This window comes from Streptomyces sp. BE303 (assembly GCF_036290945.1).
Taxonomy (GTDB): domain Bacteria; phylum Actinomycetota; class Actinomycetes; order Streptomycetales; family Streptomycetaceae; genus Kitasatospora.
Genome location: NZ_JAQYWZ010000933.1, coordinates 15,354 through 38,238 on the forward strand (window position 1 = coordinate 15,354; position 22,885 = coordinate 38,238).

25 protein-coding genes and 1 pseudogene are annotated in these 22,885 nt (G+C 74.7%); 15 read left to right on the forward strand and 11 right to left on the reverse strand.

What is annotated here, in order from left to right:
• Positions 1-13: 13 nt before the first annotated feature.
• Entirely contained in the window at positions 14-649 is a 636-nt protein-coding gene (locus tag PUR56_RS38205) for a TetR/AcrR family transcriptional regulator (RefSeq protein WP_329952344.1), read from the reverse strand.
• A gap of 122 nt (positions 650-771) precedes the next feature.
• Between PUR56_RS38205 and PUR56_RS38210 the strand changes: the two genes are divergently transcribed.
• The 8 genes from PUR56_RS38210 (at position 772) to PUR56_RS38245 (ending at position 8,697) form a co-directional block, all read left to right on the forward strand.
• Positions 772-2,295, forward strand: a complete 1,524-nt coding sequence (locus PUR56_RS38210; RefSeq protein WP_329952345.1) for an MFS transporter — start codon at positions 772-774, stop codon at positions 2,293-2,295.
• A gap of 175 nt (positions 2,296-2,470) precedes the next feature.
• The gene (locus PUR56_RS38215; RefSeq protein ID WP_329952346.1) at positions 2,471-3,109 is read left to right on the forward strand and encodes a class I SAM-dependent methyltransferase; all 639 of its coding nucleotides are present in this window, start codon (positions 2,471-2,473) and stop codon (positions 3,107-3,109) included.
• Between the two features lie 198 nt (positions 3,110-3,307).
• A complete protein-coding gene (locus PUR56_RS38220; protein WP_329952347.1) occupies positions 3,308-3,769 on the forward strand; it encodes a YidH family protein in 462 nt (153 codons plus the stop codon).
• Positions 3,770-3,964: 195 nt separating this feature from the next.
• Positions 3,965-4,276: a Sec-independent protein translocase subunit TatA gene (gene tatA, locus PUR56_RS38225; RefSeq protein WP_329952348.1), complete on the forward strand. Its 312-nt coding sequence runs from the start codon at positions 3,965-3,967 to the stop codon at positions 4,274-4,276.
• 197 nt (positions 4,277-4,473) lie between these two features.
• A complete protein-coding gene (locus PUR56_RS38230; RefSeq protein ID WP_329885641.1) occupies positions 4,474-5,958 on the forward strand; it encodes a hypothetical protein in 1,485 nt (494 codons plus the stop codon).
• A 67-nt stretch (positions 5,959-6,025) separates the two neighbouring features.
• Positions 6,026-7,276: a sensor histidine kinase gene (locus PUR56_RS38235; protein ID WP_329952349.1), complete on the forward strand. Its 1,251-nt coding sequence runs from the start codon at positions 6,026-6,028 to the stop codon at positions 7,274-7,276.
• Positions 7,273-8,013: a response regulator transcription factor gene (locus PUR56_RS38240; protein ID WP_329952350.1), complete on the forward strand. Its 741-nt coding sequence runs from the start codon at positions 7,273-7,275 to the stop codon at positions 8,011-8,013. The genes PUR56_RS38235 and PUR56_RS38240 overlap by 4 nt, the downstream gene beginning before the upstream one ends.
• A gap of 159 nt (positions 8,014-8,172) precedes the next feature.
• Complete coding sequence (locus PUR56_RS38245; protein WP_329885644.1) at positions 8,173-8,697, forward strand: potassium channel family protein; 525 nt, start codon at positions 8,173-8,175, stop codon at positions 8,695-8,697.
• Positions 8,698-8,761: 64 nt separating this feature from the next.
• Here PUR56_RS38245 and PUR56_RS38250 read toward each other — a convergent pair whose 3' ends face one another.
• A complete protein-coding gene (locus tag PUR56_RS38250) occupies positions 8,762-9,133 on the reverse strand; it encodes a VOC family protein (RefSeq protein ID WP_329952351.1) in 372 nt (123 codons plus the stop codon).
• A gap of 104 nt (positions 9,134-9,237) precedes the next feature.
• Here PUR56_RS38250 and PUR56_RS38255 point away from each other — a divergent pair, with 104 nt between their 5' ends.
• On the forward strand, positions 9,238-9,543 hold the full coding sequence (locus PUR56_RS38255) for a cupin domain-containing protein (RefSeq protein WP_329952352.1): 306 nt from the start codon (positions 9,238-9,240) through the stop codon (positions 9,541-9,543).
• Positions 9,544-9,728: 185 nt separating this feature from the next.
• On the opposite strand, the gene PUR56_RS38260 is transcribed toward PUR56_RS38255, so the two are convergent.
• The 3 genes from PUR56_RS38260 to PUR56_RS38270 form a co-directional block, all read right to left on the reverse strand.
• Positions 9,729-11,276: a protein kinase domain-containing protein gene (locus tag PUR56_RS38260; RefSeq protein ID WP_329952353.1), complete on the reverse strand. Its 1,548-nt coding sequence runs from the start codon at positions 11,274-11,276 to the stop codon at positions 9,729-9,731.
• A 549-nt stretch (positions 11,277-11,825) separates the two neighbouring features.
• On the reverse strand, positions 11,826-13,211 hold the full coding sequence (locus PUR56_RS38265; protein WP_329952354.1) for a hypothetical protein: 1,386 nt from the start codon (positions 13,209-13,211) through the stop codon (positions 11,826-11,828).
• Positions 13,208-14,035: an RNA polymerase sigma factor gene (locus PUR56_RS38270; RefSeq protein WP_329952402.1), complete on the reverse strand. Its 828-nt coding sequence runs from the start codon at positions 14,033-14,035 to the stop codon at positions 13,208-13,210. Before PUR56_RS38270 ends, PUR56_RS38265 begins: the two co-directional genes overlap by 4 nt.
• Positions 14,036-14,523: 488 nt before the next feature.
• Between PUR56_RS38270 and PUR56_RS38275 the strand changes: the two genes are divergently transcribed.
• The gene (locus PUR56_RS38275) at positions 14,524-15,258 is read left to right on the forward strand and encodes a hypothetical protein (RefSeq protein ID WP_329952355.1); all 735 of its coding nucleotides are present in this window, start codon (positions 14,524-14,526) and stop codon (positions 15,256-15,258) included.
• A gap of 242 nt (positions 15,259-15,500) precedes the next feature.
• Entirely contained in the window at positions 15,501-16,238 is a 738-nt protein-coding gene (locus PUR56_RS38280) for a tyrosine-protein phosphatase (RefSeq protein ID WP_329952356.1), read from the forward strand.
• Positions 16,239-16,266: 28 nt separating this feature from the next.
• Here the strand turns inward: PUR56_RS38280 and PUR56_RS38285 are convergent, their stop codons facing one another.
• Positions 16,267-16,839 (reverse strand): GNAT family N-acetyltransferase, encoded by a 573-nt coding sequence (locus PUR56_RS38285; protein ID WP_329952357.1) that lies wholly within the window; start codon positions 16,837-16,839, stop codon positions 16,267-16,269.
• Positions 16,840-16,890: 51 nt separating this feature from the next.
• Here PUR56_RS38285 and PUR56_RS38290 point away from each other — a divergent pair, with 51 nt between their 5' ends.
• The 3 genes from PUR56_RS38290 (at position 16,891) to PUR56_RS38300 (ending at position 19,070) form a co-directional block, all read left to right on the forward strand.
• Positions 16,891-17,337, forward strand: a complete 447-nt coding sequence (locus PUR56_RS38290; protein ID WP_329952358.1) for a GNAT family N-acetyltransferase — start codon at positions 16,891-16,893, stop codon at positions 17,335-17,337.
• Positions 17,338-17,444: 107 nt separating this feature from the next.
• Entirely contained in the window at positions 17,445-18,152 is a 708-nt protein-coding gene (locus tag PUR56_RS38295; RefSeq protein ID WP_329952359.1) for a class I SAM-dependent DNA methyltransferase, read from the forward strand.
• Positions 18,153-18,320: 168 nt separating this feature from the next.
• On the forward strand, positions 18,321-19,070 hold the full coding sequence (locus tag PUR56_RS38300; protein WP_329952360.1) for a Clp protease N-terminal domain-containing protein: 750 nt from the start codon (positions 18,321-18,323) through the stop codon (positions 19,068-19,070).
• Positions 19,071-19,127: 57 nt separating this feature from the next.
• On the opposite strand, the gene PUR56_RS38305 is transcribed toward PUR56_RS38300, so the two are convergent.
• Both PUR56_RS38305 and PUR56_RS38310 read right to left on the reverse strand, forming a co-directional pair.
• Positions 19,128-19,619 carry an NUDIX hydrolase gene (locus PUR56_RS38305; protein ID WP_329952361.1) on the reverse strand — a complete coding sequence of 164 codons (492 nt, stop codon included), beginning with the start codon at positions 19,617-19,619 and terminating at the stop codon, positions 19,128-19,130.
• A 207-nt stretch (positions 19,620-19,826) separates the two neighbouring features.
• Positions 19,827-20,264 carry an SRPBCC family protein gene (locus tag PUR56_RS38310; RefSeq protein WP_329952362.1) on the reverse strand — a complete coding sequence of 146 codons (438 nt, stop codon included), beginning with the start codon at positions 20,262-20,264 and terminating at the stop codon, positions 19,827-19,829.
• A gap of 139 nt (positions 20,265-20,403) precedes the next feature.
• Here PUR56_RS38310 and PUR56_RS38315 point away from each other — a divergent pair.
• A pseudogene (locus PUR56_RS38315) lies at positions 20,404-20,631 on the forward strand (STAS domain-containing protein); the annotation flags it as partial.
• A gap of 183 nt (positions 20,632-20,814) precedes the next feature.
• Here the strand turns inward: PUR56_RS38315 and PUR56_RS38320 are convergent.
• From PUR56_RS38320 to PUR56_RS38330, 3 genes are all read right to left on the reverse strand, one after another.
• Positions 20,815-21,831, reverse strand: a complete 1,017-nt coding sequence (locus tag PUR56_RS38320) for a sigma-70 family RNA polymerase sigma factor (RefSeq protein WP_329952363.1) — start codon at positions 21,829-21,831, stop codon at positions 20,815-20,817.
• 282 nt (positions 21,832-22,113) lie between these two features.
• On the reverse strand, positions 22,114-22,386 hold the full coding sequence (locus PUR56_RS38325) for a hypothetical protein (protein ID WP_329952364.1): 273 nt from the start codon (positions 22,384-22,386) through the stop codon (positions 22,114-22,116).
• Between the two features lie 174 nt (positions 22,387-22,560).
• Positions 22,561-22,827, reverse strand: a complete 267-nt coding sequence (locus tag PUR56_RS38330) for a UBP-type zinc finger domain-containing protein (protein ID WP_329952365.1) — start codon at positions 22,825-22,827, stop codon at positions 22,561-22,563.
• Positions 22,828-22,885 lie beyond the last annotated feature (58 nt).

Consider the following 22,885-nt stretch of genomic DNA (forward strand, 5'->3'; position numbering starts at 1 on the left):
ACCGGCAGGACGGTCAGTCGGCAGGTCCGCCCGGGGCCGCGGCGGGGCCGTGCCGGCCCGGGCCTGCCCCGCCCCTGAGGACCGAACCGCCGACCAGCTCCAGTCCGCGCAGGAAGTCCCGGCCGCCGGGGGCGAGTTCCGGGGCGGCCAGCCACTGCCCGGCCATGCCCACCAGCAGGGCCTGGTAGAAGACGCCGCGGGCCATCTCCTCCTCGGTGTCCGGCACCTCGGTCAGCCCCTGGAACAGCGCGGACAGTCCGAGCCGTCCGCGCCGCTGCGCATCGGCGAGCGCGTCCCGCAGCTCCGGCACCCGCTCCACCTGCACCATCGCCTCGAACTGCGCGGCCCAGAGGCCGCGGTGCTCGGCGACGGTCTCCTTCACGCCGTCCCAGACGGCGACGAACCGCTCCTCCGGGTCGTCCGACGCGCTGTTGGCCCGTTCCACCACGGCGGCCAGCCGGGCACCCCACTCGCCCGTCGCCTCGATCAGCGCCGCGTTGAGCAGCGCCTCCTTGGAGCCGAAGTGGTAGCCGATGGCCGCCAGGCTGACGCCGCCCGCGGCGGCGATGTCCCGGGCGGTGGTGCGCCCGTAGCCCTTCTCGTACAGGCAGCGCTTGGCGCCGGCCATCAGGTCCTCGCGATTTCCCATGCCCCGATGCTACGTCCCTCCTGGACAGATGTCTTGCACGATTGTCTGGCTCGCTCGTCTTGCACAAGTGATTGAGACGAACGTACTAGACAAGCGTCTGACACGTCCGTACTGTCGTCCCCATGACCGCAACCACCGGCCGCGCAGGCCGCCGCGAATGGATCGGGCTCACCGTCCTCCTGCTCCCGACCCTCGTCCTGACCATGGACATGGGCGTGCTCTTCTTCGCCGTCCCCTACATCTCCACCACGCTGGCGCCGAGCGGCACCGAGCAGCTGTGGATCATGGACATGTACTCGTTCCTGCTCGCCGGGCTGCTCCTCACGATGGGAGCGCTGGGAGACCGGATCGGCCGCCGCCGGCTGCTGATGATCGGCGCCGCCGGTTTCATCGGCGCCTCGCTGCTCGCCGCCCACGCGGACGGCGCCGGCCAGTTGATCGCCGCCCGCGCCCTGCTCGGCGTGGCCGGGGCCACCGTGATGCCGTCGACCCTCGCGCTGATCCGGAACATGTTCCACGACCCCAAGCAGCGCCAGATCGCCCTCGGCGCCTGGGGCGGCATCCTCACCACCGGCGCCACCCTCGGCCCGGTCGCCGGCGGCCTGCTGCTGGACCACTTCTGGTGGGGCTCCGCCTTCCTGCTCGCCGTCCCGGTCATGGCCCTGGTCCTGCTGGCCGCGCCCGCCCTGCTGCCCGAGTACCGCTCCCCCCGGCACGGCCGCTTCGACCTGTCCGGTGCGGCGCTCTCGCTCGCGGCCGTGCTGCCGCTGGTCTACGGGGTCAAGACGATCGCGGTGGACGGCTGGAGCCCGCTCCCCGTCCTCGCCGTCCCCGCCGGTCTGCTCCTCGCCGGCGCCTTCTACCGGCGCCAGCGCACCGCCGCCAACCCGCTGCTCGACCTGAGCCTCTTCCGGATCCGCGCCTTCAGCGGGGCGATCGGCGTCAACACCGTCGCGATGTTCGCGATGATGGGCTTCACGCTCTTCACCTCCCAGTACCTGCAGCTGGTCAAGGGCATGAGCCCGCTGACCGCCTCGCTCTGGTCGCTCGTCCCCAGCGTGGGCGTCGGCGCGGCCGTCGGCGTGAGCTCGGCGCTGGCCGGCAAGGTCCGCCCGGCGGTCCTGATGGCCGGCGGCTTCCTGATCGGCGCGGCCGGCTTCGGGATGATGACGCAGGTCGGCGCGGACTCCCCGCTCGCCCTCGTCCTCACCGCGGCGGGCGTACTGGCCGCCGGCACCGTCGGCACCATGACCCTCACCGCCGAGATGGTGGTCACGGCCGCCCCCGTCGACCAGGCCGGCGCCGCCTCCGCCACCTCCGAGACCGCCGTCGAACTCGGCAGCTCCCTCGGCATCGCGCTGCTCGGCGCGGCCGGTGCCGCGGTCTACCGCTCCCGTCTGGAGGGCACCCTCCCCGACGGTCTGGACGGCGCCGCCGCCGACACCGCTCGGGACACCCTCGGCGGTGCGGTCACCGTGGCCGCCCGCCTCCCCGGCCGGCTCGGCACCGACCTCCTCGACACCGCCCGCGTCGCCTTCACCGACGGCCTGCACGTCGCCGCCGTGGTCGGCCTGCTCTTCGCGGTCGCCGCCTCCTTCCTCGCCTACCGCCTGATGCGTCACCTTCCGGCCCGCCCCGCCGTCTGACACCGCCGGCACCGACCCACCCGCACGCGCGTCATCAGGAGCCCCCGCCCGGTCACCCGGGACGGGGGCTCTCGCCGTCGCCGCACCCGCCGTCGCCGCGCCCGCCCCGGGGCCGGAGCCGGGGCCGGAGGCCGTCCGGGTGCACCCGGCCGAACGGATGTGCCAGGCTGCCGCCATGTCGGACGAGGTGAACCACGGTCGGGTACGGGCGAGTTACGACGCCGTCGCGGAGGAGTACCGGGAGCGGATCGGGGGCGAGCTCGCGTACAAGGTGATGGACCGGGCGCTGCTGGGAGCGGTGGTCGAGGAGGCCGCGGGCGGCGCGGTCGCGGATCTGGGCTGCGGCCCCGGACACGTCACCGGGTGGCTGGCCGAACACGGCGTGACGGCGGTGGGGGTGGACCTCTCGCCGGCCATGGTGGCGGTCGCACGGCGGGACCACCCCGGGGCGGATTTCCGGGTCGGGGACCTGCTGCGACTGCCGGCGGCCGACGGCGAGTTCGCCGCCGGGGTGGCGCTCTACTCCGTGATCCACCTGGAGGCGGCCGAGCTGCGGCCCGCCTTCCGGGAGATGCGGCGGGTGCTGCGGCCGTCCGGCGTGCTGCTGGTCGCGTTCCACCTCGGCAGCGAGGTGCGACGGCTGGACGAGTGGTGGGGGCACCCGGTCGACGTCGACTTCCACTTCCTGGATCCGGAGGCCGTCGCCGGGTTGCTGACCGAGGCCGGGTTCACGGTGACGGCCCGGCTGGAACGCGGCCCCTACCCGCTGGAGGCGGAGACCCGCCGGGGCTACCTGCTAGCCCGCCGCGACTGACCGGGGCCGATCGCGGGTGACCGGACCGGCCACCCGGGCCGGCCGTCGCCGGTTTCGGCCGTCGCCGCTGTCGGCCGCCGCCCGAGCTGCGGCGGGGCAGCGCCCGTCCTAGGGTCGGCGGGGAGCGCCCGCCACGGCCGCGCACGGTCGGGGCCACGGTCCGGAACCGGCCAACGTGCGGCGCGGAACGGAGGCCCGATGCCGCAGCCGGAGGAGCCGCCGGTCCGTCCACCGCACCGTCCGGCGGACGGAGGGTCCGCCGACGACCTGGACGACGGGCCGGGCGCCGACCTGGACGACGGACCGACCCCCACCGGAGCGGCGGGCGGCCAGGAGCCCGACTACCGGTTCACCCTGGCCAACGAGCGGACCTTCCTCGCCTGGATCCGCACCGCGCTCGGCCTGCTGGCCGGCGGCATCGCCGTGGACCAGCTCACCCCCGACGTCGCACCCGCACCGCTGCGGATCGCACTGGCCGTGATCTGCGCGCTCGGCGGGGCGGCACTCGGCGCCGCCGCGTACCGGCGGTGGGTGAAGGTCGAGGCGGCGATACGGACCGGCTCCCCGCTGCCGAGGACTCCGACGCTGCTCGTCCTCTCGGTCGGGGTGACCCTGGTGGCGGCGGTGTTCTGCGGGTTGATCATCGGCTACGCGGACTGACCGGACCGGCGCGTCCGGGCACGCCGGCGCGCCCCCACCACTGTCCCTGGGCCGTTCCCGCAACATCTGGTTTTTGACCAGCGTTTCCCGGCCGGTGTATACGTTCGCCGGTACGGCCAGGCATACTGGCCAGGTCGGGCGCTTTTGCCCAACTGTGACGGACGCCTCTAGACAAGAAGGGACCGGTGGCCAGGGATGCTGCGGAACGGTCTTGAGCCCTGGCACGTACTCGTGGTGCTGGCTGTCGTAATCCTGCTGTTCGGATCGAAGAAGCTGCCGGAGATGGCCCGCGGCCTCGGCAAGTCGATGCGAATCCTCAAGGCGGAGACGAAGGCGATGCGCGAGGACGACACCCCCGCCCCCGCCCCCGCCGCCGACGCCGCCCCGGGCACCGCGCAGAGCACTGCCGCACCGGCCCAGCCCGCGGCCCAGCCGGCGCAGCCCGCCGTCACGCCGACCCACGTGACCAAGGCCACCGAGCAGCCCCGGTCCACGACCACCGCCTGAGACCGGCCCCGTACCCGGGCCGTCCGAGCGTCGACGAAGCCCCCGCCATCACGGCGGGGGCTTCGTCGTGTCCGGGCCCCACCACCGGGCCCCACCACCTGGCCCGGGGCCGTCTGGCCCGAGTGGCCGACCCGACTGGCCGACCCTCTTGATCCGTTATCTCCTGAAATGCACCACCGGAGGAACGGAGTTGAGGGATGCCGACGAACGAGCCGGCCGACCGCCCCGGCGATCAGCCCGACCAGCAGCCCGCCGGCCGGCCCGCCCCACCCCCCGGCGACCGACAGCCCGACGCCCCTCCCCCGGGAGACCGGCAACCGGACGACCGGCCCCGCGGCGACCCGTCACCGGGCGTCCGGCCGCCCGGTGACCGGCCGCCCGGTGACCGGCACTCCGACGAGCTCGCCGAGCTGCGCGCCCGCCTCAGCGCCGTCGAGGACCACGACGCCCGGCTGACGGCCCGCCTGAAGGCGCAGGCCACCCAGCGGCACCACCGCGTCCGGTCGTCCTTCGCCGTCCTCCTCGTCCTGCTGGCCTGCGTGCTGACGCCGCTGAGCGTGGCCGCCGCCTGGACCAAGTCCCAGATCACCGACACCGACCGGTACGTCGCCACGATGGCGCCGCTCGCCCGGGACCCGGCGATCCAGGCGGCCGTCACCGACCGGGTGACCACCGAGATCATGAAGCACATCCCGGTCGAGTCGCTGCTGGAGTCGGTCGCGCCCGACGACCGGCCCCGTCTGAGCGCACTGCTCGGCCCCGTCAGCCAGGCGCTCACCAGCGGACTCACCGGATTCGTGCACGACCGCGTCGAGCAGCTGGTCGGGAGCGACGCCTTCGCCACCGTCTGGACGGAGATCAACCGCAACGCGCACGCGGCCGTCGAGAAGATGCTGACCGGGCACGGCGGCGGGGCCGTCGCGATCAAGGACGACACCGTGGTGCTGGACCTCGCGCCGCTGATCGACCGGGCGAAGACCCGACTGATCGACAGCGGTCTGTCGGTCGCCTCGAAGATCCCCGAGGTGCACACCGAGTACACCCTGGTCCAGTCGGACGCCATCCCCAAGGTCCGGACGGCCTTCCGGCTGCTGGACCTGGCCGGTTTCTGGCTGCCGGTGCTGACGGTGGCCTGCGCGGTCGCCGGTGTCCTGCTGGCCGTCCGACGGCGCAGGGCCGCCGTCACCGTCGCCCTGGGCATCGCCGGCGGCGCACTGGTCCTGGGCATCGGGCTCTCCGTCTTCCGGGCCGTCTACCTCGACAAACTGCCGGCCGGTGTCGACCAGGCGGCGGCCTCGGCGGTCTACGACGCGCTGGTGCGGTACCTGCGGTCGGCCGTCCGGGTGGTGATCGCGCTCGGTCTGCTGGTCGCCCTGGGTGCCTGGCTCAGCGGCCCCGGGCGCTGGGCCAGGACGGTGCGGGGCATGTGGGCGTCCGGGCTGGCCGCCGTCCGGCACAGCGCGGAGCGGGCCGGGCTCCGGTTCGGGCCGGTCGGCCGGTTCGTGCACCGGTGGAAGACGTGGCTCGGCTGGGTGGCGGTGGCCGGTGCGGCGCTGGCGTTCCTGTTCTGGAGCTACCCGACCGCCCTGGTGACCCTCTGTCTGGCGCTCGCGCTACTGGCGGTGCTCGCGGTCCTGGAGTTCCTGGACGAACCGGGCGGCGGCGCGGGACACCCGGCCTGAAGGAGGAGGCCCGGGATCGGCCTGAGGGACGATCACCCCGGCCGCCCACCGTCCTACGCTCGACACCGTGTGGGGAACGCGAGGGATCGGACTCCGGCTGCTGCGGCCCGCGCTCGTGGCGTCCGGGCTCGGCTATCTGCTGCTGGCGGGCGGGGCGGGCGGCCCGGGCCTGCTGGACGCCGTCGACCGGGCGGTGGGCGTGGGCGCGCTGGTGCTGGCCACGGTCGGCGGGCGGTGGCCGTTCGCCGTGGCGCTCGGTCAGTGCGCGCTGATGGCGCCGCTGGTGGCGCACCCCGTCCAGATCGAGGTCAAGGTCGGCGCCGCGGCGGCGTTCTTCGAGCTGGCCGTCCGCCAGTGGGGCCCCCGGGTCGGGTGGGCGGTCGGCGTCCTCCTCGCCGTGCAGCTGGCGCACGCCTGTACGGGGCTGCCCGGCGGCGTGGTGGGCGCGTGCTACCGGGCGGCGGTGGTCGGCGGCGTGCCGGTCCTGCTGGCCGGCTACATCCGCTCGGCCCAGCAGGCCACCCGGGCGGCCCAGGCGCGGGCCCGCGAGGCCGAACGGAACCGGGACCTCGCCGAATGGGGCGCCCGGATGGGCGAACGCGCCGCCATCGCGCGCGAGTTGCACGACATGGTGGCCCACCACCTGGCCTCGACGGTGCTGCGGGTCGGGATCGCCCGACACGTCCTGCCGTCCGCCGACCCCCGGATGACCGCCGTCCTGGACGACGTGCACGCCTCCGCCACCACCGCGCTGACCGACCTGCGGCGGCTGCTCACCGCGTTGCGCGAGCCCGACGCCGGACAGCTGGCCCCCCTGCTCGCCGACACCGCCAACCTGCCGGCCACCGTGCACGGCGTGGTCGAACGGTCCCGGCAGGCCGGCCTGCGGATCGACGCGGACATCGGCGGGCGGCTCGCGGAGCTGGACGCGCTCGGCGGCCTGACGGTGCTGCGGCTGGTGCAGGAGGGCCTGGCCAACGTCGCCAAACACGCCGGGCCCGCCGCCCGGGTACGGTTGCGGGCCACCACGGAGGGCGCCCGGGTGCGGCTGGAGCTGGAGAACGAACTACCGGACGACACGGCGGAGAAGGGGCGGACGGACATGAACGGCGGGCACGGGCTGCTCGGCATGCGCGAGCGGGTGGCGCTGGTCGGCGGGACGATCGAGACCGGACCGGTGCCGGGCGGATGGCGGCTGGCCGCCTCCTGGCCGTTCCCGGAGGGAGCCGGGGCTCCACCGGCACCGTCACCCGTACCGGCGCCGTCACCCGTACCGACCCCGGCGGCACCGCCCCGGGTCCGCGGAGGAGCCGCATGACCGGCATCCCGAACGGCCGCCCCGCGGCCACCGGCGCCGCGACCGCCGATCCCGCGCGCCCCGGCCCCACGGCCGTCGGCGGCCCCGCGACCATCGGCGTCCTGATCGTCGACGACCAGCAGCTCGTCCGGGCCGGTGTCCGGATGCTCTGCGAGTCCGCCCCCGACCTGACCGTGACCGGTGAGGCCGCCGACGGCGCCCACGCCGTCGAGCTGGCCCTGCGGCTCCGCCCGGACGTCGTGCTGATGGACCTGCACATGCCCGGCACCGACGGCATCACGGCCACCCGCGAACTCCATCGCCTGCTCCCCGCCACCCGGGTCGTCGTCCTCACCACCTTCGACGACGACGACCGCCTCTACCCGGCGCTCGCCGCGGGCGCCTGCGGGTTCCTCGCCAAGGACGTCGAACCGGCCGCCGTCCTGGACGCGGTGCGGCGGGCGGCGGTCGGGGAGAGCCCGTACAGCCCCGAGGTGCTGCGCCGGGTGGTGGCCCGGGCCGCCACGGACTGGACCGGCGAGGACGGCCGGCGGCAGCCGGTGGCCCGGTTCACCGGGCGCGAGCACGAGGTGCTGCGGCACATCGCGGGCGGGCTGTCGAACATCGAGATCGCCGAGCGGATGCACCTCGGAGTGACCACGGTGAAGACGCACGTCTCCAACCTGATGGCCAAGACCGGCAGCCCGAACCGGGTCCGGCTGGCGGTACTGGCGATCCGGCAGGGGCTGGCGGGCTGACCCGGACCACGCCCCACGCCCCACGCGCCACGCCCCCCGCCCCTCGGACGGAGCAGCCCGGCGGGCGGGCACCGGTCGGCGTGCGGCACGCTGGCGGGGATGTCCGCCGACCAGCCTCCACCGCAGCCACCGTCGCAACCGACCCCACGGCAGCCGCCCGTGCAGCCGCCCGGGGACCGCGTCGACCGACGGGCCTGGGGCCTGCTGCTGGGCTCGTTCACCCTGCTGATGATCGGCTACTTCACCCTGCCGCTGCGCACCCTCGGCGACGACCGGCCGGTGCTCAGCTGGTTGGTCTTCGCAGCCGCCCTCGTCCTGCTCTCCGCCCTCCTGCTCGCCAGGATCGCCGACATGCTGCGCGGCACCGGCCACCACCCGGGCGTCTGGCTGGTGTTCCTGATCTGCCTCGCGCTGACCGTCTTCGCCGGCAGCTACTACGTCCTCGCCGCCCATGCCGGCGAGTTCGACGGCCTGAACACCCGGCTCGACGCGCTCTACTTCACGATCGTCACCATGGCGACGGTCGGGTACGGGGACATCACCGCGGAGGGGCAGGGGCCGCGTCTGGTGGTGATCATGCAGATCGTCTACAACTTCGTCTTCCTGGCCGCGGCCGCCGGAGTGCTGAGCAGGCACATCCGCAGCGGCGTCGAACAGCGCGTGCGGCGGCACGGCCCGGGCTGACACCGCCGCGGCCACCCAGGCCCGGGGGCTCACCGCCGGCCCGGGGCTCAGCGGCGGCCGGGGCTCAACGGCTCGTGTCGATGACGCAGAACCTGTTGCCGTCCGGGTCCGCCAGGACCACGAAATCCGGGTCCTCCGGGTAGAGGTCCCAGTCCACCCGCTGCGCGCCGAGCCCCACCAGCCGCTCGACCTCGGCCGCCTGGTCCGCCGCGTCGTCGGCGTACAGGTCGAGGTGGACCCGGGGGTGCTCCTGGACGGCCGACTCGCTGCGCCCGAGCGCCACCTGGACACCCGCCCCGCCGGGCGCGACCAGGACCACCCAGCGGTCCCCGACCTCCTCGCCGCCCCGCGGCGCGTATCCCAGGGCCTCGCCCCAGAACGCCGCCGCCCGCCGTACGTCCGCCACTCCGAGCACCACCGAACCGATCTTCAGCATGCGGGCGATTTTGCCAAACGGTCGACCGATCGGGGGCCGGATCCGGCTAGCGTCGAGACATCCACCGACCCGAGGCGAGAGCCTCCACCGGAGAGAGGCATGCCATGAACCCGGTCGACCTGTTCCGCACGGCGTCCGCACTGCCGCAGGCCTGGAGTTCGCGCGCGCTGGGCGACGTGGGGACCGCCCGCGTCAAGGTCCTGCGGATGGACGGGACGGGGGTGGCGGAGGAGGTGCACGATGTCGCCGAGGTGCTGCTGGTCCTCGACGGCCGGTTGGAACTGACCGTCGAGGGCGCCGACCTGTCCGTGCGGCCGGGCGAGCTGTGCGTCGTGCCGGCCGGCGCACGCCACACGGTCCGGGAGGGGAGCCTGGGGACGCTCGTCATCGTGGAGTCGACCGCGGCATGACGGCGGGGTGCGCTCCGCCCCCGCCCACCCGTCGCGGCCTGCCGACGCCCGCTCCCCGAATCGTCATCGGACGATCACCACGCACCCCGGCCCTGCCGACCACCCCGTGTCGGCCCGTGTGGCCCGGCGCCCCCTCGTGGCGTCGAGGCGGCTCCTGCGGGACTTCGGGGCGAGGTCCCGGCCTGCTAGTCCTCCTCGTCGTCGGCGGTGGCGTTGAGGGAGGTGATCAGGGAGGAGAGCCGGGAGTTCCAGTTCTGGTAGGTCTGACCGTCGATGGCGTGCTTCCGGGCGAGGTCGCGGACGGTCTTCTGGGCGCCCTTCAACTCGCGGACGGCGCTGTCGGTCTGCCCCTCGTTGAGCCGGGCGGTGGCGTCGTCCAGCGTCCGGAGCAGGTCGACCTGACGGCTGCGGTCCTTCTCCACCTGGGTCTGGGCGATGCTCTGGCGCAGGGCGTTGATCTGGACCAGTGGAGCCGGGTTGTGCGGCGCCGGCGTGGTGGGGCGGGCACTGGTGGGCGTGCTGGTGGGTGTCGACGACGGGGTCGGGGTCGCGGTCGGCGTCTGGGTGGGCGCGGTCGGCGTCGGCGTGGTCGCCGTCGCGCTGGCGCTGACGCCGGGTCTGGCACCCGCGGCCGGGGCTCCCGGGTCGTCGAAGGCCGTGAGCGCGATCATCGCGGCGCCGGCGATCCCCACCAGGCCGAGGGCACCGAAGATCAGCGGCTTGCGCCGGTCCTCCTGGACGGGCTCGGGCATCGACCGCGGGGCCGGTACGGGCGCCATGACCGAGGTCGCGGCGGGCGGCCGGGGCGCCGGGGGCTGCGGCGGAAGGAACGCGGTGTGCTGCTGGTCCGCGACCGGGTAGGCCTGCGGCACGGGCACCGCCGCGAGGAGTTCCGTGGTCGGGTCGGCGACCATCAGCCCCGGTATGCAGGAGAGCAGTTCGGCGCGCGCGGAGGCCGCGTCGGCCGGCCGGTCGGCCGGGTTCTTGGCGAGCAGCCGCAGCACGGCGGCGTCCAGCGCGGGCGGCAGGCCCGGCCGCCGGGCCGAGGGCGGCAGCGGCAGTTCGCCGACGTGCTTGTAGGCGATCGCCACCGGCGTCTCGGCGACGAACGGCGGGGCACCGGTGAGCATTTCGGTCAGGACGCAGCCGATCGCGTACAGGTCGGTACGGCCGTCGAGGGGACTGGCGGTGGCCTGCTCGGGCGAGAGGTAGGCGGCGGTGCCGAGCACGGAGGCGGCCTGGGTGAGGTTGTGGGAGGAGCCGGCCCGGGCGATCCCGAAGTCGACGACCTTCACCCCGCCGTCGTCCGTGATCATGATGTTGCCGGGCTTGATGTCCCGGTGCACCAGGCCGGCGCCGTGCGCGACGGCCAGGCCCTCGCAGACCGCGGCCGCGATCCCGACCGCCTGCTCGACCGGCAGCCCGGGCCGCTGGGCCAGCAGTGCGGCCAGCGAGCAGCCCTGGACGAGCTCCATCACGATGTACGGCGAGCCCTGGTCGACCCCCGAGTCGAAGACCATGACGATCCTCGGGTGGACCAGCATGGCGGCGTGCTGCGCCTCGCGGCCGAACCGCTCGGCGAACCGCGGGTCGTCGGCGAGGCCCCCGTTGAGGACCTTGACCGCCACCTGGCGGCCCAGCACGTGGTCCACCCCGCGCCAGACGGTGGCCATGCCGCCGACGCCGAGCATCTCGACGAGTTCGTAACGCCCGTTCAGCGCCCGTCCGATCACCTGGAACTCCCCTCACGCGCCCTGTCCGGGGCCCGGACCGCCTCGTTCACCTGTGCACGATAGCCCCCGCGGGCGACGCGCCCGGGCGGCGGCAGCGGCCGGGGAAGTCCGGGAACACGGGGCGGCGGCGGTCCCGGCGGCCCGTCGGAGGGGGGAAGACGGCCGGGGAACCGGGCAGCGGATCCCCGGCCGCCGGCTCGTGGTCGTACCAGGTGACGGTCACGGTCGGGTCCAGGTGCGGAGCTGTGGAGCTGAGCAGTCGGCGGTGCGGGGGTGCCGGCCCGCCCTGACTGCGGGCGGGCGGGCCGGCGGGTGTCCGGCCCGGCCGGGCCGGGGGCGCGTCCGGGAGGTGCGCCCGCCGGTCCGGCCGGGGCCGGGCCGGGTGGGCGGCGGGCACGGGGGAGCCGACCGGCCACCCGGAGTCTTCGGGTGGAGCTGGGTACTGCGGCGGAACGGGTCACGCGGGTGGAACGGGTGGTGCCGGGTGGGGCGGTCCGGATGGGCGGCGGGCCCGGGGGGATTCGCTCACCGCCCACCCGGAGTTCTGGGTCACCTCTCGGACGAGGCGTCGTCGGACCGGGTGTCGGACCGGGTGTCGACCTTGTCGTCGGGTCGGCTGTCAGGTCGGCTGTCGGGTCGGCTGTCGGGGTCGGGTGTCGGACGGCCGGTGGCGGACCGGTCGGCCGGCGCGGACGCGGCCGTGGACGGGCCGCCCGGTGCGCCCGTGGACGGCGGGAGCGGTGCGGTCACGGGCGGGGTCACCGCGCCCGCGTCCGCCCTGCCCGTGTCGTTCCCCCCACCGGTACCACCGGCACCACCGTTGCCGCTGCCGCTGCCGGCACTGCCCCCGCGACCGTCCCCGGAACCTCCCGAGCCGCCCGAGCCGCCCGAGCCGCCCGAGCCGCCCGAGCGGCCGCCGCGGTCGCGGTCGTCGTCGGAGCCCTTGCCGGATCCGTTCCCGCCGGGCTGCGGACGCGAGGAGGGGTTGCCCCGGCGATCGTCCTCCGACTTCCGGAGCACGTCCGCGCAGTAGGCCTCCACCTTCTCCGGCCCGCCCGCCGCCGCGATGAGCGCGTCGAACTGCGGGTCCTTGACCAGCTGACGCGGCCGCTCGCCCTTGCCCGCCCGGTCCGTGAAGCGCTTGCAGAGGGCGGCCGACACGCCCTGACCCGGCAGGCCCCGGCCCTCCGCGTCCGGCGAGGCCGACGTACCCGGAACCGCAGGACGGCCGGCCCCGGCGGACGGGCCGAAGGCGGTGGGGCCTTCGGACGGGACGCCGGAGGAGGTGTCGGACGACCCCGCGGACGAACCTGCGGACGACCCGGCGGAGGGGGCTGCGGAGGATCCGGCCGACGACCCGGCGGACGGACCCGCGGTGAGCGGCACGGGCGACGGCGTACCGGTCGCCGCTCCGGGCCGCACCGCCGAGGAGGACGACGGGCCCGCGCCGGTCGGCGCGACCGGACTGCGGCGCGGCTCGTCCGCGCCGCCGCCCAGCGCCGACGGCAGGTTGCCCGTGCCCGCCGCGACCGCGACCCCGCCGAGCGCCGTGGCGCCGAGCACGACGGCAGCGGCCTTCGTACTGAAGGCCCTCGTCAGCGCGGCGGTCGCCATCGTTCGTCTCCGGACGGGTGCGGGTACGGCAGGTGCGGCGGGCACTGCCGGAACAGGTGCGAGACGGGCCTCCCGGAACGCGGCCAGGGCCGCGGCCTCCCCGGCCAGTTCACCCTGCGTCGCCGGAGCCGCCGCAGCGGCGAGCACGCGGGCGACCTGCCCCGTCCGCCCGTCCTCGGGCGGCCTGGGGCCGGTGCGCGCGGTTCCGCCGTCCGGTCCGGTGAGCGAGGCGCCCTGCCCGGCCGACGGGCCTCCCACGGCACCGGAGAGCAGCTGCTCGGCGGTGTCACGGTCGATCCGACGGGGTCGGTTGGTGCTCATCTCATGTCCTTCAGCGTCGCGGCCCGGCGTTCTGTCACACCCTGCGGAGAACTTTTTTCGACCGGCGTCCCGGCGCCCTCCCGGACAGCCCTGCCGGTGCCCCCGCCCGTCCGGGCGGCGGGGATCCCCGGTCCGGCCGGCCCCGGCACGAAGGGCTGCTCCAGCAGCTTGGCGAGCCGCCGCAGCCCCCGGTGCGCGGCCATCCGGACGCTGCCCGACCGCTTGCCCAGGACCCGGGCGGCGCTCTCGGCGTCCAGTTCCATCACCACCCGGAGCATCACGGCTTCGGCCTGGTCCCGCGGCAGGCGGGCGATCAGCGCCAGAGCGTCCGAGGTGCCGACCGCGGTGAGGGCCGCACCGGCGGTGTCGTCCCCTGCGGCGAGCTCGGCCAGGTACTCGAACGGCAGGTCCGCGACCGGCCGGCGGCGCCGGGACCGCAGGTGGTCCAGCGCCCGGTTGCGCGCGATGGTGGCGGCCCACCCCCGGAAGCCGTCCCCGTCGCCGGAGAACGAGCGCAGGTCCCGGGCGATCTGCAGCCAGGCCTCGGAGGCGATGTCCTCGGCGTCCTGGGCGCCCTCGGGCCGACCGCCGACCAGCACGCCCAGGTAGCGGAGCAGACCCGGCTGAACGCTCCGGAACAACAGCCGGTAGGCCTCCTCGTCCCCGTCCTGCGCGGCCCGTACGGCCTCGGTCAGATCGACGGGGGAGGTGGCCGCGCGCGCGGGCGGGCCGAGCGGCGGGCCTGACGTCGTCACCGGGACGGACCGGCCGACGTGCCTGTCGGTGCCCGCTCCGGGGCGTTCTGCACTCTGCACCCGCCACATCATGCGCCATCCGGGCGAACAGCCGGCCGTGGCGGAGTCGGACCGTTACGCGGGGCCCGGGAAACGGGCGGGCACGGGTCCGGCGGGCGGTCCGTGACCGCGGCCGGGGACGCCGGTCCGCCGGACCAAGGACATCCGGCCTTCGGGTCGAAGGTCCTGCCGCCCGCTGGCCTTGGCCCGCAGCGGTCGAAGCGTCCTCCTGCCTATGTTGTCAGTGGACGATCCATTCGGCCGGCCTCTCCCCGGCCCTCGGATCCCGACCTTCGGATCCGGCCTCCGAACCCGGCGGCCGGCCCCGGCCGCCCGCTTCGGGCGGCCCGAGTCCGGCAGCCCGCACCCGCCCACCGCGCCGCCACCCCCTTCGCCCCGGCCGCCCTCCCCGGCCGCCGAGCCCTGCCTCCCCGCTGCGGCCCCCGCCGGAGTCCCGACCCCTTCCGCCTCCCCACCGGCACCACCCGCCCGCCCGACACGACCGTTCAGGACCCGCCATGACGACCGCACACGAGCTCTACGAGCGCGGGCTGCGCGACCACCTCGCCCCCGCCCTCCGCCTCCTCGGTCTCACCGGACGGCTCCGGACCTTCAGCCTCCCCGACGAGACCCACTGGGCGCTGCTCGGCCTGGTCGAGCAGCGGACCGAGGACCGGCTCCGCTACACCTTCGACCTGAGCCTGGTCGGCCGCGCCGACTGGGCCGGGGCCGCCTTCCCCGGCCCGCGTCCGGACCCGCGCGCCGTCTACGGCATCGAGGTCTGGCGGGCCCGGATCGGCGAGCTGATGCCGGTCGGCGAGGACGTCTGGTGGGAGGTGCTGCCCGGGCCGCGCTGGCGGGTCGCGCTGGACGACTCGGTGGCCGCCGTCCGGCACTACGGCCTTCCCGAGCTGCGCCGCCGTGCCGAGCGCGACCGGGGCGGCGAAGTCGGCGAGACCTACCTCTCCCCCGCCGAACTGGAGCAGGTCAACGCGACCCTGCTGGCGGTCGCGGTCGCCCGGATCCAGCGCGCCGAGCTGGTCGACAAGGCACTCGTGCTCACGGGCGCGTGGACGAGGGCAGACGCGGCCGCCCGGACCGTCCTGCGGGGCGTCGCCCGGGGGTTCCTCTCGGCGGAGGACGAGCGCTTCCGCACCGTCCGCTGCCAGGACACGCTCGGGCGGCCGCTCTGGGACCTCGGCCCGGGCCTCGACCGGGGCACGGGCGGCGACGGCCGCCACCCGGAGCGGTGAGCCGACTCCCGCGCCGGTGAACAGCCCCGAAGGCAGCCTGCCGGTCGGCGCGGAGCCTCCGTCCGACCGCGGGGACCCGTCCCGCCGTCCCGTACTCCGGCCCGTCACTCTCGTCGATCACACCCCACCTGACGCCCCATCAGGCATACGATCGTCCGAACATCAGAGGAACCATCCGGACCCCCTGAGAGTCCATAGATAACGAGGGGGTAACGAGCCCCCGTTCGGGAAACGGGGAGCCAATGAGCCGGGCACACGCGCAGACCACCACCGAGGACCGCACCCTGGTCTGGGACGGCTGCCTCAACGTCCGCGACCTGGGCGGCCTCCGCACCACGACCGGCGCCCGCACCACCCGCCGCTCGATCACCCGGGCCGACAACCTGGACCGGCTCACCGCCGAGGGCTGGGACGCCCTCCTCGACCACGGCGTCCGCACCGTCGTCGACCTGCGCAACATCGAGGAGTACAAACCGCTCCTCCCGCTCCCGGAGGGCGTCGAGCTGATCCGCGTACCGCTGGACGAACTCGCCGGCCCCGCCTGGTGGGAGGCGTACGGACACCTCGACGGCACCCCCCTGGCGCTGCGCCCCTACCTGGACCACTGCCCGCACGCCGCAGCCGAGTTGATCACCACGATCGCCGGCGCCCGCCCCGGCGGCCTCGTCGTGCACTGCGGCGCCGGCCGCGACCGGACCGGCCTGGCCGCCCTGCTGCTGCTCGCCCTGGCCGGCGTCGAGCCCGTCGAGATCGTCGCCGACTACCTGCTGAGCGCGCCCAACGTCCGCCCGCTGTACGGCATGCTCGGCCTCCCGGACCAGTACCGCCGCATCGACGCGGTGCTCGCCGAAGCCGGCACCACCGCCGAGGACGCCCTGCACGCCACTCTCGACGACTTCGACCCCGCGCCGTACCTGCTGGCCGCAGGCGTCGACCCGTCCGACCTCACCGCCGCCCGGGACCGTCTGATCACCATCTGAATCTGACGCCCCGCCATCCCGGTCTGCTCTACCAGAGCCTGTCGATCTCACCGGGGTAGAGGCCGATCCGGGCACCGGCGAAGTCCGCCCGGTGCCGCCGGGCGCGCCCGGTCAGGAACGCCGCCATGGTCAGCTTGTCGAACCCCTCCCGATCGCTCGGGAAGGGCCGCTCGACCGTCCCGCCGACCAGCACCGCACCCGGGAGCAGCTCCCAGCCCGCCCCCTCGTAGAAGGTCCGGAGCTCCCGGTCGCAGGTGAAGAGCCCGAGATCCGCGCCGCTCTCCTCGATCGCCGCACGGGCCGCGACCACCAGCCGCCGCCCGTACCCGCGACCCCGCAGGGCCCGGTCGGTGACCACCGCACTCAGCCCGCTCGCCGCGTACGTCCGACCGGCGTGGTCCAGCGACGTGGAGAGCACGTCGAGCGCGGCCACCACCCGGTCGCCGTCCAGCAGCAGCATCGACCGCGGACGCAACACCGGGTCGTGCACCGGCTCGGCCGACGGGCCGGGCGGCCCGGGCCAGACCTGGTCCTGCAACTCGGCCACCTGGAGCTTCAGTTCGCGAGGCACCTCGGCCTCCGCCAGAGTGACCGTCCGCATCACCGCTCCTCCGATCGACCGGCCCGGACGCCGCTCTGGCAGACTCCGGGCGTGATTCTCCGCACCGCGACCCGCCAGGACCTGCCCGCCGTCATCGCCCTCCTCGTCGACGAGGAGGGCGTGACCGACCCTGCCGAGGTCCGGGTCGACGAAGCCTACGCCCGCGCCTTCGCGGAGGTGGACGCCGACGCCCGCAACGAGATGCTGGTGCTCGACGAGGGCGACGGCACGGTGATCGGCTACCTCCAGCTGACCTACATCCCCGGCCTCGGCCGGGGCGGCGCGGAACGCGCACTGATCGAGGGCGTCCGGGTGCGGGCCGACCGGCGGGGTGCGGGCCTCGGACACGAGCTGTTGACCGAGGCGGTCGCCCGGGCCCGCTCGCGCGGCTGCACCCTCGTCCAGCTGACCAGCGACAAGCGCCGCACCGGGGCGCACCGGTTCTATGCCTCGCTCGGCTTCGAACGCAGCCACGACGGGTTCAAGCTGGCCCTCTGAGCGGCGAGTTGCGCCCCTCGCGCCCCGTCGCCGAGCCATGACCGGGTCCGCGACCGGCCCCGATAATCGTTCGCGGCCGACCGGCGCCGCCGACGATACTGCCCGACATGGTGCACTTCTCCGACTTCGACACCCGCAACTACCCCACCGTGGACGTCAGGACCGGCTACGCCCAGTGGGTGGCCACGTACGAGCAGACCGTCGAGGACGCGATGGACCTCGCCGTACTCGACCGCCTCACCACTCCGGCCTGGCCGGAGGTCGGCCGCGCGGCCGACCTCGGCTGCGGCACCGGCCGCACGGGCGCCTGGCTGCGCGCCCGGGCCACGGACGGCCTGGTGCTCGACGGGGTGGACCTCACCCCCGAGATGCTCGCGGCGGCCCGGGAGCGGGGCGCCCACGACAGCCTCACCGAGGGCGACGTCGCCGCCACCGGCCTGGCGGAGGGCGGGTACGACCTGGTCATCTCCTCGCTGATCGACGAGCACCTCGCCGACCTCGGCCCGTACTACCGCGAGGCCTGGCGGCTGGCCCGTCCGGGCGGCCGCTGCGTGCTGGTGGGCCTGCACCCGTACTTCATCATGGCGGCCGGCATGCCGACCCACTTCACCGGTGAGGGAGGCGCCGACATCGCCATCACCACCCACGTCCACCTGGTGTCGGACCACCTCACCGCCGGCCTGGCGGCCGGCTGGACGCTGGTCGAGATGGCGGAGGCGGTCGTGGACGACGAGTGGATCGCGCTCAAGCCGAAGTGGGAGAAGTACCGCAGCCACCCGGTCTCGGCGGCGTACGTCTGGGAGAAGCGGGCCTGAGTCCCGGCGGAACCGGCGGGCGGGCAGCCGGGGCACACGGGCCGAGCAAGGTAGGTAGGCAGGTAGGACAGGCAGGCAGGTAGGTCGGGAAGACGGTCGGAGGACACAACTCGCAGGATCGTCAACCATCGGTTGACGATCCTGCAACGACAACCTAAGGTTGACGCTATGGAGAATCCGATCGTTCCCAAGACCACTCCGCTGCGTCTCGACGACCTGATCGACGCGATCAAGAAGATCCACACCGACGCGCTCGACCAGCTCGCCGACGCGGTCATCGCCGCCGACCACCTCGACGAGCTGGCCGACCACCTCATCGGCCACTTCGTCGACCAGGCCCGTCGCTCCGGGGCCTCCTGGACCGACATCGGCCACAGCATGGGCGTCAGCAAGCAGGCCGCCCAGAAGCGCTTCGTCCCCAGGGACCCGGCGACCCCCGCCGACCTCGACCCGAGCCAGGGATTCGGCCGGTTCACCGACCGGGCCCGCAAGGTCGTGATGGCGTCCCAGGAGGAGGCCCGTCGGGCCGGCAACGCCGAGATCGGTGCCGGACACCTGCTGCTCGGCCTGCTCGCCGAACCGGACGGCCTGGCCGTCCGGGCCCTCGCCGGCCAGGGCATCACCCCGGAGGCCGTCCGGACCGCGACGGCGGCGGTGCTGCCGGCCGCCGCCGCCGAGGTGCCGGCGCTCATCCCGTACGACGCCCAGGGCAAGAAGGCGCTGGAACTGACGTTCCGCGAAGCGCTGAAGCTCGGTCACAACTACGTCGGCACCGAGCACATCCTGCTGGCGCTGCTGGAGCTGGAGAACGGCGCCGGCGTGCTCAACGACCTCGGCGCCGGGAAGCCGGAGACCGAGGCCTTCATCACCGACCTCCTCGCCGCGTTCATCGCGTCGAGCGCCACCGACCAGGGGTGACCGGAGCGTTCCGGGGCCCCGGGGCGGGCGGGGCCCCGGAACCCCCGGTGCGCGGACTCAGAATCCCGACACGTTGGTGGTGATGATCCGCACGCGCCCGTCGGCCGCCGCCTCCACCGCCGCGCGGAGGCGCAACGACCGCGCCGGACCGAGCAGTTCGAGCGCCTCCTCGTCGTCGGCCCAGCGGTGGTCGTCCAGTTCACCGGCCGGGACGGTCACGGGGGTGCCGTCCGGGACGGTGCCGAAGTCGAAGAGGAAGTGCTGGGCCGGGTGGTCGAGTTCGTCCGATGCGTGGGTCCAGGAGATGGCCAGCAGGTCACCGGCCCGACGGACGATCCCGGTCTCCTCCTCCAGCTCACGGGCCGCGCACTCGACCGGCCCCTCACCGAGGTCGATCGTCCCGCCCGGGAACTGCCAGTACTCCCGGTACCCGGCCTTGACGATCAGGATCCGTCCGGACTCGTCCCGCAGGACGCACCCCGCCGCCGCGTAGATCCGGGGCAGTGACGCCAACCACTCTTCACGGGACTTCAACGGCTCGGCCGCCACGGCGGACCTCCTCCGGCTCAGGGGACGACTGCGCCCACTCTGCCATCCCGCCCCGCCGCAGGCAGCCTCAGACCGTCACGGGCGTTCGCGGACGCGGTCGGAGACGAGGCCGGCGGGAGCGGCCGGCAGGCGTGGCCGGCGGGAGCGGGCCTCGGGGGTCCGTGGTGGCCCGCCGTGGCCCGCCGTGGCCCGGAGCGCCGTTGCGGGTCAGCTCCGGGCCGCGAGGTGCTCCACCAGGCGGTCGAAGCTGGAGTTGAGGCCCGCCTCGGCCTCCGGGCCGAGGTACATCTCCGGGACGTCGCGCTGCTGCATGACCACCTTGGTGCGGCCCTCGCCCAGGTCGACGAAGGTGAGGCTGCCCGTCATCCCGATGCCGTCCTCGACGAACTCCAGCAGCTCGCCCTCCCGGATCGCCGTGATCGTGCCCCGGACCGGGTAGCGGTCGCCCGTCTCCTCGATCACCATCGTGCTGTCGAACCGCCCGCCGACCTTCGGCTCGATGGTCACGGTGTCCAGCGGCACGTGGGTGCCGACCGGACCCCAGAAGCGGACGAACTGCTCGGGCTCGACGTACGCCCGGAAGACGTCCGCCGGGGTGGCGGGCAGCTCGCGGATGATGGTCAGCTCGCCCAGGTTCTCGCTCATGTCGTTTCCTCTGCTGTGTTCCGCCGCGTTGTGCGGCTCGGTGTCGCGCTCTCGAAGGGGTAGACCGGACCACCGCACGGAACTCATCGCTCCTCGGCGAACTTCTTCGAGAATTTTCGGGAATCCTCCCGACCGGCCGATGAGCCGGGAGCGCAGCACCGGTCTCACCTACGTGAACACCCGACCCAGCACCGGACCCACGGCCGGACCGACCACCACGCGCCAGGTCACCTGTGACCTCGGCGCCCTGCCCGCCCCCGACCTCGCCGTCGTCGACGCCCTCGCCCGGCTCCGGCTCGCCGCCGCCCGGCAGGGCGTCGGTCTGTCCCTGCGGAACGCGAGCGGCCCTCTGCGGGAACTGCTCGCGTTCAGCGGGCTGGCCGCCGTCCTCCCCACCCAGGCACCTACCGACGCCCCCGGGACCACGGAGGCCACGGAGGCCGTGACCGCCACGGCCCCGCCCGGCGACCTCCCGTTCCTGGTCCCCGACCGGCTGCCCGGCCCGATCCCCGAACCGCAGCCCGGGCAGCTGACGGATCTGCCGCCGTGGCTACCGCCCGATCTCCCCGCCGATCTCCTGGCCGATCTCCTGACCGGCCTCCAGCCGGGGCGGCAGGCCGAACAGCGGGAAGAGCGTGTCGGTGTCGAGGAAGTTGGTGAGCCCCGCGATCCGGCCCGTTGAAACGTCCAGCACGATCAGTGCCCACGGCTCGTGGCCGCCCTCCGGGCTCGGCCGGTACTGCCCGAAGGCCGGGCTGCCGTTGGCCACCACCGGCACCAGCCGGGAGCCCCGGCAGCCGTGGCCCGGGCCGAGCATCCACTCGCGGATGTCCGTGTGCCCGGTCAGCCACAGCGCGTACGGCGGCATGTTGAGCGTGACGTCCTCGTGCAGCAGCGCGGCCAGCCCGTCCATGTCGTAGGCCTCGAAGGCGCTGACGTACCGGGCGAGCAGCGCGCGGTGGTCCTCGTCGAGCACGGGCGCCGGGCGGGCGGCGGCGGTGTCGGCGGCGAGGGTGGCGCGCGCCCGCTGGAGCGCGCTGTTCACCGAGGCGACGGTCACGCCGAGCAGTTCGGCGACCTCGCCGGCCTTCCAGGCGAGCACCTCGCGCAGGATCAGCACCGCCCGCTGGCGGGGCGCCAGCCGCTGGAGCACGGCGACGAAGGCCAGCCGCACCGACTCCCGCTGGGCGGCCACCTCGGCCGGGTCCCCGGTCTCGGGCACCACCCGGCCGTCCGGCGCCGGGCCGATCCAGGTGACCTCGGGCAGTTGGGCATCGGTCGCGGTGGCCACGGTGGACGGGCCGGCCAGGTCCATCGGACGGGCCCGGCCGTTGCGGCCGTTCAGCGCGTCGAAGCAGACGTTGGTGGCGATCCGGTACAGCCACGACCGCAGGGCCGCCCGGCCCTCGAAACCCCGGTACCCGCGCCAGGCCCGGACCATGGTCTCCTGCACCGCGTCCTCGGCCTCGAAGACGGAGCCGAGCATGCGGTAGCAGTATCCGGTCAACTCCGTCCGGTGCCGCTCCAGCTGGAGCTCGACCGGCTCCTCCGTCATCAGGTCGGCCATCGCCCTGCCCCCGTCCCACACCGCTTCCGGCCCTGCCGGTGATCGGCACGAACGTATCGCAGACCACCGACACCGGCCGTCGCGACCGGGGCGTCGACGGCTCCGGCCTCGCCGACGCTTCGGTCGCCCACCCCGAACGGACGGCGGCGGGGCGGGAGCCGTCGTGCGGCTCCCGCCCCGGTGGAGGACGGAACGGCCGACGAACCGACGCACGGTCGGCATCCGGCCGGCCCGTGACCGGCGCGCGCGGCCGAACGCGATCAGTGCGCGATCATTGCGCGATCAGTGCGCCGAGTGCTTCTCGGCCCCACGGTGCCGGTGGCCCTTGAGCTCGGCGTGCTGCGCGGGTGCGGATTGCACGAACCCCGTCCGGATGTCCCGGCCGCCGTGCCGGAAGGCCGCGTCACCTCCGTACGCGCCACCGGCTCCCGCCGCGGCGCCGGTGCGCGGGCTCGGTGGGGACGTCATCGGGGTCGTCGCCATGCCCCGGCGTTCCAGCAGCTCCTGGGTTCCCCTGCGGAGCTTGTCGGTGCTGCCCGGTGTTCGCTTGGTCATCGTCGGCCTCCCATCGGCGGTGGCCGGCCGGGTGTCGGCCGGAGGGACCGCACGGGCGTTATGTCCCGATTATGGCCGAGTTACACCTGGGAGTCCGTTCCGGTGTCCGGGCGGGGAACCGTCGGTACCGCCCCCCGGCGGCGGACCCTGAACCGCACACCCCGCACCACCGCCTCAGCCCATCACCTCGTGGACGTAGCACCAACGCCAGTCCTCACCCGGCTCGTACGAGCGGATCACCGGGTGGGAACTGTTGTGGAAGTGCGAGGTGGCGTGGCGCTGCGGCGAGAAGTCGCAGCAGCCGATGTGGCCGCAGTCCAGGCAGACCCGCAGATGCACCCAGTCCCGACGGCCCTCGGCGAGACAGTCGGAGCAGCCGTCCGCGGGCGGGAGGGGCGCGATGTCCCGGGGTGCGGCGGCGAGGTCTTCGCAGGCACTCATGGACGCAGAGTAGTGACGACCGCCCCGGACCGCGCCCCGAGACACGCTGCACTCCGCA